Origin of the sequence: Polaromonas jejuensis NBRC 106434, assembly GCF_001598235.1 — a bacterium.
Taxonomy (GTDB): domain Bacteria; phylum Pseudomonadota; class Gammaproteobacteria; order Burkholderiales; family Burkholderiaceae_C; genus Polaromonas; species Polaromonas jejuensis.
Genome location: NZ_BCYO01000039.1, coordinates 20259 through 29464 on the forward strand (window position 1 = coordinate 20259; position 9206 = coordinate 29464).

Sequence of the window (9206 nt, forward strand, 5' to 3'; positions counted from 1 at the left end):
GAAATGCGCCCCCTCGGGGGGCAGCGCAGCACACGAAGTGGCAAGCGTGGGGGCATTACTTTTTCCAGGCCTGGGTGCGGCGGTTGACCCACGAGGCCAAGGCCATGAACAGCAGGGTGGCGATGCTTGAAGCCAGGCAGATCAGCACGGCCATGGCCGCCGCGGCACCCATTTCACCGGCTTCATCCAGGTTCAGGATGGCAATCGACGCCACCTTGGTTTCCGGCGCGTACAAAAACACCACGGCCGAGATGGTGGTCATGGCATTGATGAAGAAATAGCGCGCAATGTCGATCAGCGCGGGCGTGCAGATCGGCAGGGTCACGCGCCAGAAGGTCTTGAAGAAAGGCACCTTGAGCGAGGCACTGACGGCTTCAAACTCGGCATCGAGGCTTTTCAGCGCAGTCACCGCCGTCAGGTGGCCGGTGGTGTAGAAGTGCACGATGGTGCACAGCGTCAGCAGGGTCAGCGTGTGGTACAGGCCGTTCAGCGGATTGCCCGTTGCGTTGAAAAAGAAAATGTAGCCCAGGCCCAGCACCAGGCCGGGAACGGCCATGGGCAGCATGGTCAGCATGCGCACAAAGCCGCGCAGCCCGTCCATGCCCTTGGTTTTTTCCAGCAGGTAGGCGGTGCAAAAAACCAGCGCGGTGCCGAAGAAGGCCGTGCCCGCAGCCATCTTCAGGCTGTTGAGAAAGCCCACACCGACTTCCGCATCGACCAGGCCCAGGTGGTAGTGGCGCAGGCTGGGGTGAAGGTTATAGGGCCAGAAGCTGGCGAAGGAGGCGAACACCGCCATCGCCAGCATGGCCAGCACCAGGAGGGCAATCGCGCAGCAATAAAGTGTCATGACCCCGTCGTAGCCGCGTGCGGGCGTGGGGCGATAGGGCACCGCCCGCGCGGTCAGCATGGCGGTCTGGCGTTTGCTGACATAGCTGTCCACCGCAAAGGTGAGCGCGGCCGGGACCAGCAGGAGAATCGCAACCACCGCACCCTTGGCAAAGTCCTGCTGGCCGATGACCAGCTTGAACACGTCGGTGGCCAGCACATTGAAGTTGCCGCCAATCACCTTGGGAATGCCGAAGTCGGTCATCACCAGCGTGAAGGTGACGAGCGCCGCCGAGATCAGGCCGTACTTGGCGCCGGGCAGCGTGATGGTGAAGAACTTGCGCCTGGCGCTGGTGCCCATGGCGTTGGCCGCTTCATACAGGCGCGCGTCCGACAGGCTCAGCGCCGTGATCAGGATCATCAGGGCATGCGGGAACACGGCAAAGCATTCAGCCACCACGATGCCGGGCGCGCCGTAGATCTGCGCTATGCCCAGGCCCTGCATCCAGCCCTTCAGGACGCCCTGGTTGCCGAACCAGTAGATCAGCGAAATCGCCGACAGCAGCGAAGGCGCCAGCAGGGGAATCAGCGTGATGCCGCGAAACAGCGCCTTGCAGGGCATGCACGAGCGCGCCAGCGCATAGGCAAAGGCGAAAGCCAGCGGCACCGTGACCAGCGTGACGGCCATGGAAACCCAGAGGCTGTTCCACAGGCTCTCCAGCAGGGCCGGCGTCTTGGCGTAGGCGATGAAGTTGTCCAGCCAGACGAATTCGCCGGCCTTGTCCTCCAGGGCCTGCCGGAGAATGGCCAGCAGCGGCGCCGCGAGAAGCACTATCAAAACAATAGCTACCAGCGCCAGCGCGGCATGGGCCAGATGGTCAATCCAGTGCACGCGCTGGCGGACAAGCGGGAGCGTGGGGGCGGTCGTTACCGGCATCAGAACACCTTGATGCGCTCGGGCAGCAGCTTGAGCTTGAGGGTCGAGCCTATCTGCAGCGATTGCTCCGACAGGAAGTTGAGCGAGAGGTAGACCGTGAGCTTGTGGCTGTTGAATGCGGGGGATGCCACATGAACATGGCAGAACGACCCGAGGAACTCGATTTTCTCGATGGTGGCATCGAACACATGGGCGTCACCGTCGGCAATCGGCCGGGCCAGCACATCCTCGGGCCGCAGGTAAACCTTGACGTCGCGGTCGCCGCCGTCACAGGGCAGGCGCAGGGCGCCAAATCTCAACTCGCCGCCGCTCACATGCGCCGGCAGCACGTTGACCTTGCCGACGAAGTCGGCGACAAAGGGCGAGGCCGGCTCGCGGTAAATCTCCATGGGCGTGCCGACCTGCTCGATCGCGCCATCGTTCATGACCACGATGCGGTCGGCCACGCTGAGGGCTTCTTCCTGGTCGTGCGTCACCATGATGGTGGTTACGCCCAGCTTTTGCTGCAGGGCCCGGATTTCCTGGCGCAGGCGCACGCGCTCCAGCGCATCCAGCGCAGACAGGGGTTCGTCCAGCAGCAGCAAACCCGGCGAGGTGGCCAATGCGCGCGCCAGCGCAATGCGCTGCTGCTGGCCGCCCGAGAGCTGGCTGGGGTATTTGCTTTCGCTGCCCGGCAGGCCGACCAGCTTGACCAGTTCGCTCACGCGCTTTTTGATGTCGGCCTTGGGTGTCTTGCGGTTGACCAGGCCATAGGCCACGTTGTCGGCCACGCTGAGGTTGGGAAACAGGGCGTAGCTCTGAAACACGATGCCGTAGTCGCGCATGGCGGGGGGCAGGCGCGAGATGTCGCGGCCGCCCTGGTGCACTTCGCCAGCGGTTTGCACCTCCAGCCCGGCAATGATGCGCAGCAGTGTGGTCTTGCCGCAGCCCGAAGGGCCGAGAAAGCAGACGAACTCGCCCTTGCGGATGTCCAGGTTGATGTCTTGCAGCGCGGTGAAACCACCGAATTCCTTGCGGATATGACGCAGGTTCAGAAAGGTGTCGTGGTTCATTCGTGGAGTCACCGCAGCAAATTATTTTCCAGTAACACCGCGGAACCGGCTTTGCCGGGCCGCAGGTGTTGCCCCCTTGAGGGGGTTCCGGCTACACGAAGTGAGCCGAGACAGGGGTGTTATTTTTTTTCTGTTTTGGAGTTGTAGCGCTTGGTCCACTCGTTCAGGATGCGCTCGCGGTTGTCGGCGGCCCAGTTGAAGTCCATCTTGACGAGGCGGGCTTCATAGTCCTTGGGCACATTGGGCAGCGGCGGCGCCAGGCCGGGCTGTGCGGTGATGGCGAAGTTCTTGCCGTACAGCATCATGGCGTCCTTGCTGGAGGCCCAGTCGGCGAGCTTCTTCGCGGCATCCAGTTTCTTGGTGCCTTTGTGGATGGCAAAGGCTTCCAGATCCCAGCCCAGACCTTCCTTGGGGAAGATCAGGTCAATTGGCGCGCCCTTGGCCTTGTTGGCGTTGCCACGGTACTCAAACGCGATGCCCATCAAAAACTCGCCGGAAGCGGCCATGTTGCAGGGCTTGGAGCCGGAGTGGGTGTACTGCGCGATGTTTTCGTGCAGGCCATCCATGTACTTCCAGCCGCCGCCCTTGCCGTCCTTGTCGCCAAACAGCGTGAGCCAGGCGGTCACGTCGAAGTAGCCGGTGCCGCTGGAGGCGGGGTTGGGCATGACGATCTGGCCCTTGTAAATCGGCTTGGTCAGGTCCTGCCAGCTCTCGGGTTTGGGGATGTTCTTTTTCTGGGCCTCGACCGTGTTGAAGCAGATCGTGGCACCCCACACATCCATGCCGAACCAGGCCGGGACTTTTTTCTTGTCACGGTACTGGCTCATGATGCCGTCAAGATTGATGGGTGCGTAGGGCTCTAGCATGCCCTGTTTGTCGAGCAGGGCCAGGCTGGAGGCGGCCACGCCCATCACGGCATCGGCCTGGGGATTGGCCTTTTCGGCCAGCAGCTTGGCGGTGATCACACCGGTCGAATCGCGAACCCATTTGATTTCGATGTCGGGGTAGACCTTGTTGAAGCCTTCCTGGTAGGCCTTGAGCTGGTCGGTTTCCAGCGCGGTGTACACCAGCAGCTGGGCTTTTTGCGCCGATGCGGAAGCGGCGACGGCCAGCAGGCCCGCCACGGCGAATGCCTTGCAGAGTGATTTGAGGTGGGTAGCCCGTTGCATGAGAAGTCCTTTGTGAAAAGCCTGCAATGTTGTGACCTGTACGTGTCAGCGCAATGACACTGCGATGACGCAACCTGTGTTCAGGTCGTATCAACCCAGCTCAACTTTTATTTAACGACTACCCTTTTATCTTGTCAATTGTTTTTTGCAGATTGTTGACAAGTTTTTGTTTTGTGCTTCAATGCAGAGCATGAACGCCGTCTTTCACCCCACTATCGCGCTGCTTCAAAGCAGTTCTCTCACCACGGTGGTCCAGCAGGAAATCGAGCGGGCCATCCTGGTCGGCGAGTACGAACCCGGCAGCAAGCTGATCGAGGCAGCCCTGGCCGAAAAAATGGGCGTCTCGCGCGGGCCGGTGCGTGAAGCCTTTCGCATGCTCGAAGAAGCGGGGCTGGTGCGCAACGAAAAAAACCGGGGCGTCTTCGTGCGCGACATTCCGATCGACGAGGCCGTCGAGATTTTTGACCTGCGTGCGGCCATGGACGAACTGGTCGGCCGCCAGCTGGCCAAAAACATCTCCCCGGCGCAGCTCAAGGAAATCAAGGGCCTGGTCGATTCGATGGAAAAAGCCGTCAAGGCCGAGGACGCCTACAACTACCACCTGCTCAACCTCAAGTTTCACGACAGGCTGGTCGAGATGGCAGGCAACCGCAAGCTCACCGCGATTTACCGCAAGCTGATCAAGGAGTTGTCGCTGTTTCGCCGCCTCAACCTGGCCGATGGCTGGCTCATGCCGATTTCCGCCAACGAGCACCGGCAGATCGTCAAGGCGATTGCGTCGGGCGATGCCGACGCGGCCGGCCGCGCGATGTCTGACCATGTGATCGAGAGCAAGGAGCGCACCATAGAAAACGACCTCAGGCGGCAGGCGCGCCTGCAGGCCAGCCCGGCAGCGCGGGCCGCTGAAGCCAGGGCCGGCCACCTCGCTGACAGCGCCGATACCGACAAAAACACGGACAAAGGAAGGCGCCCACGTGGAAGTCGCTGAAACAAAAGCTGAACTGCGTGTGAACGGCAGGGCCTACAAGCTGCCGGCGCGGCCCACCGTGGTGGTGTGTGTGGACGGCTGCGAGCCCGACTACCTGGCGCAGGCGGTGGCCGCGGGCCAGATGCCCTGGCTCAAGCGCACGCTGGCATTGGGCTCGGGCCTGACGGCCGACTGCGTGGTGCCCAGTTTCACCAACCCCAACAACCTGTCCATCGTGACCGGTGCACCGCCCAGCGTGCACGGTATCTGCGGCAACTACCTGTTTGACACGGCCAGCGGCACCGAAGTCATGATGAATGATCCCAAGTGGCTGCGCGCACCGACCTTGCTGGCCGCACTGGCGGATGCCGGCCAGTCTGTGGCGGTCGTGACCGCCAAGGACAAGCTGCGCAAGCTGCTCGGCCACCAGATGAAAGGCATCTGCTTTTCCTCCGAGAAAGCCGACCAGGTGACGCTGGAGGAAAACGGCATTGAAGATGTGCTGGGCCTGGTCGGCAGGCCGCTGCCCAGCGTCTACAGCGCGGACCTGTCCGAGTTCGTGTTTGCCGCCGGCGTCAGGCTGATGCAGAAATACAGGCCCGATGTCATGTACCTCTCGACCACCGATTACGTGCAGCACAAGCACGCGCCGGGTACCGAAGGGGCCAACTCCTTTTGCCGCATGATGGACGGCTACCTCGACCAGCTCGAGGCCTTGGGTTGCGTGATCGTGCTGACGGCCGACCACGGCATGAACGCCAAGGTGGCCATGGATGGCACGCCCGACGTCATCTATCTGCAGGACTGGTTTGACAACTGGCTGGGCACGGCCAGGGCGCGCGTGATCCTGCCCATCACCGACCCTTATGTGGTGCACCACGGCGCGTTGGGCTCCTTTGCGACGGTGTATTTGCCCGAGGGGGCCGACGTGAACGGCGCACGTGACCGGCTGGCAAGGCTCAAGGGCATGGAGCTGGTGCTGACGCGCGAGCAGGCCGCGCAGCGCTTTGAACTGCCCGCCGACCGCATTGGCGACCTGGTCGCGGTATCGGAGCGCTTCACGGTGATTGGCACCTCCGCCTCTCGTCACGATTTGAGCGCGCTGGAAGTGCCCCTGCGCTCCCATGGCGGCATGAGCGAGCAGCGGGTTCCTCTCATCGTCAATCGCAAGCTGCCCGGGCTGGACATGAGCCGGCGTTTCCGGAATTTTGATGCCTTTGAGCTGGCCCTCAATTACGCGCAATAGCCTACATGCGCGACGTGCCGGGCGACCGGCTCGCGCTCACGTCTTGGCCGGCATCCAGGACTCGGGCCTGGGCTGCGAGGAAGGCGTGCGGGAAGCGATCAAGAGTTTCACCAACCTCACAACCTATTCAATGCCATGGCTTTGACCTTTCCCGACATAGAGCGCCTGTTTGAAGAGCGCGGCGGCGAGCAGTACAGCGGCGAACCCGTCACGCAGCTGGAGCACGCCCTGCAAACCGCAGCGCTGGGCGAAGCCGAAGGCGCCAGCGATGAACTGGTCACCGCGGCCCTGTTGCACGACCTGGGCCATTTGCTGCACGACTTCGGCGAGACGCCCTCCCTGCGCGGTGTCGACGATGTCCACCAGTACCGCGCCCTGCCTTTTTTGCGCGGCCTGTTCGCCGACGCGGTGCTTGACGCCATCAAGCTGCATGTGGATGCCAAGCGCTATCTGTGCACCACACGGCCCGACTATTTCGCCAGTCTGTCGGCGGACTCCAAACGCTCGCTGGCGCTGCAGGGCGGCATCTTCAGCGCGCAGCAAGCTGAGGCCTTTATCGGCCAGCCCGGTGCAGAGGGCGCTGTGCGCCTGCGCATCTGGGACGATCTGGCGAAAGACGCGAACAAAATCACGCCGCCGCTGGCGCACTACCTGGCGCGCGCGCAACGCTGCGCCCTGAGGTCTGGGCTTGCCGCCTGACATCCTGACCCTGACCTGGCCGGTGCTGGGCGCCGTGCTGTTTGGCGCGCTGCTGCACGCCGGCTGGAACGCCCTGGTCAAGTCCAGCAGCGACAAGTCGCTGGACATGGCGGTCATCCACCTGATCGGCTCCGTGCTGGCGGTGCCACTGGTTGCGTTGGTGGGCTGGCCGCGCGCCGAAGCCTGGCCCTTCATCCTGGCCTCGGTGATCATTCATATCGGCTACTACATCGCCACCACGCAGGCCTACAAGCACGGTGACCTGGGGCTCACCTACCCGCTGATGCGCGGCGTGGCGCCCTTGCTGGTGGCGCTGTCGGCCACCTTCACAGTGGGGGAAACATTGTCGCCGCTGGCCTGGGCCGGGGTGATCGGCATTTGCTGCGGCGTGCTGGTGCTGGGTTTGAGCCGTCAGGCACTGCACGCGCCCCGGGCCGTCGGCTTTGCGCTGGCCAACGCCGTCATCATTGCCATCTACACCGTGGTTGATGGGCTCGGCGTGCGCGCCTCGGGCAATGCCCTGCAGTACATCGCCACCCTGTTCCTGCTCGATGGCTGGCCGTTTGGCCTCCTGATGCTGGCACGGCGCGGTCGCGCCATGGGCCACTATGCCCTGCAGCGCTGGCCCATCGCCACCGGCGGCGCGCTGGCCTCGCTGGGCTCTTACGGCATTGCCTTGTGGGCCATGACCCGCGCGCCGGTGGCCACGGTCGCCGCGTTGCGTGAAACCTCGGTGCTGTTTGCGGTGCTGCTGGGCATCTGGCTCTTGAAAGAAGTGTTCACGCTGCGCCGCTTTCTGGGGGCTTGCGTGATTGTGGGCGGGGTCATGGCCATACGCCTGGCCTAGTCTGGTTATCTAATCCTTGTTGTGAAGCACACACCATGACTCTTCCAAGCCATGCAGAAATCGTGATTGTGGGCGGCGGCATCGCCGGCTGTTCGACGGCCTACCACCTGGCCAAAATGGGCAAGACCAATGTGCTGCTGCTGGAGCAGGGCAAGCTCACCAGCGGCACCACCTGGCACGCGGCCGGGCTGGTCGGCCAGATGCGGCCGAATCGCAACATGACGCAGATGAGCAAATACGGCATCGAGCTCTATGCCTCGCTGGAAGCCGAGACCGGCCTGGCGACGGGATGGAAGCAGTGCGGCAGCGTCAATGTGGCGCGCACCCCCGAACGCATGAAGGTGCTCCGAAAGCAGGTGGCCATGGCCCACAGCTTCGGCGTGGAATGCCACGAGATTTCGCCGCAAGAGGCCGGCGATAAATACCCCATCATGCGCACCGACGACCTGCAAGGCGCGATCTGGCTGCCCGGCGACGGCAAGGCCAACCCGGCGGACCTGTGCATGTCGCTGGCCAAGGGCGCGCGCAACCGCGGCGTGAAGATGGTCGAGGGCGTGGAAGTGACCGGCGTGATCGTCGAGCGCGGCAGGGCGGTCGGCGTGCAAACCGCGCAGGGCGAGGTGCGCTGTGAAGTGCTCGTCAACTGCGCCGGCCAGTGGGCGCGCCAGTTCGGCCGGCTCGCCGGCGTCAACGTCCCGCTGTATTCGGCCGAGCATTTCTACATCGTCACCGGCAAGATAGCCGGCGTGCACCCCATGCTGCCGGTGATGCGCGACCCCGACGGCTATATCTACTACAAGGAAGAGGTCGGCGGCCTTGTCATGGGCGGCTTCGAGCCCCAGGCCAAGCCCTGGAAAATGGACACTATCCCCTCGACCTTCCAGTTCGAGCTGCTGGACGAGGACTGGGACCAGTTCGAGATCCTGATGACGAACGCCATGCATCGCACGCCCTGCCTGGAGGCGGCCGAGATCAAGATGCTGCTCAACGGGCCGGAGAGCTTCACGCCCGACGGCAATTTCATCCTGGGCGAAGCGCCCGAGCTGCGCAATTATTTTGTCTGCGCCGGCTTCAATTCGGCCGGCATCGCCAACAGCGGCGGCGCCGGCCGGCTGATGGCCGAGTGGATTGTGGGCGGCGAGCCCAGCACCGATTTGTGGGACGTGGACATACGCCGCTTCGGCAGTTTCACCGGCAACCGCAAGGCGCTGGCCGAACGCACCGGCGAGACCCTGGGCCTGCACTATGCCATGCGCTGGCCGCGCCAGGAGCTGGAGACGGCGCGGCCGCTGCGCACCTCGCCGCTGTATGACATCCTCGCCAGCAAGGGCGCGGAATTCGGCAGCAAGAACGGCTGGGAACGCGCGAACTACTTTCGCCCCGGTGTGGCTTCTTCTCCCTCCCCCTCCGGGGGAGGGCAGGGGTGGGGGCCGGCTGCGCCCACTGCAGGCCCCCCCCCCCCCC

8 protein-coding genes are annotated in these 9206 nt (G+C 63.5%); 5 read left to right on the forward strand and 3 right to left on the reverse strand.

The window, feature by feature from the left end:
* Positions 1-55 precede the first annotated feature (55 nt).
* The 3 genes from PJE01S_RS22550 to PJE01S_RS22560 form a co-directional block, all read right to left on the reverse strand.
* A complete protein-coding gene (locus PJE01S_RS22550) occupies positions 56-1762 on the reverse strand; it encodes a putative 2-aminoethylphosphonate ABC transporter permease subunit (protein ID WP_068835969.1) in 1707 nt (568 codons plus the stop codon).
* Complete coding sequence (locus PJE01S_RS22555) at positions 1762-2814, reverse strand: putative 2-aminoethylphosphonate ABC transporter ATP-binding protein (protein WP_068835970.1); 1053 nt, start codon at positions 2812-2814, stop codon at positions 1762-1764. Before PJE01S_RS22555 ends, PJE01S_RS22550 begins: the two co-directional genes overlap by 1 nt.
* A gap of 119 nt (positions 2815-2933) precedes the next feature.
* Positions 2934-3983, reverse strand: coding sequence for a putative 2-aminoethylphosphonate ABC transporter substrate-binding protein (locus PJE01S_RS22560; RefSeq protein ID WP_068835971.1), 1050 nt, complete (start codon positions 3981-3983; stop codon positions 2934-2936).
* Between the two features lie 190 nt (positions 3984-4173).
* On the opposite strand from PJE01S_RS22560, the gene PJE01S_RS22565 reads away from it, so the two are divergent.
* The 5 genes from PJE01S_RS22565 to PJE01S_RS22585 all read left to right on the forward strand — a co-directional run.
* A complete protein-coding gene (locus PJE01S_RS22565; RefSeq protein WP_245660938.1) occupies positions 4174-4971 on the forward strand; it encodes a phosphonate utilization associated transcriptional regulator in 798 nt (265 codons plus the stop codon).
* Positions 4958-6196, forward strand: coding sequence for a phosphonoacetate hydrolase (gene phnA, locus PJE01S_RS22570; RefSeq protein WP_084389714.1), 1239 nt, complete (start codon positions 4958-4960; stop codon positions 6194-6196). The genes PJE01S_RS22565 and phnA overlap by 14 nt, the downstream gene beginning before the upstream one ends.
* Positions 6197-6331: 135 nt before the next feature.
* Complete coding sequence (locus PJE01S_RS22575; protein ID WP_068835973.1) at positions 6332-6895, forward strand: phosphonate degradation HD-domain oxygenase; 564 nt, start codon at positions 6332-6334, stop codon at positions 6893-6895.
* Positions 6885-7742 carry an EamA family transporter gene (locus PJE01S_RS22580; RefSeq protein ID WP_068835974.1) on the forward strand — a complete coding sequence of 286 codons (858 nt, stop codon included), beginning with the start codon at positions 6885-6887 and terminating at the stop codon, positions 7740-7742. The genes PJE01S_RS22575 and PJE01S_RS22580 overlap by 11 nt, the downstream gene beginning before the upstream one ends.
* Positions 7743-7777: 35 nt before the next feature.
* Positions 7778-9206 (forward strand): FAD-dependent oxidoreductase (locus tag PJE01S_RS22585; protein WP_245660939.1); only part of this gene is annotated, 1429 nt, incomplete at its 3' end.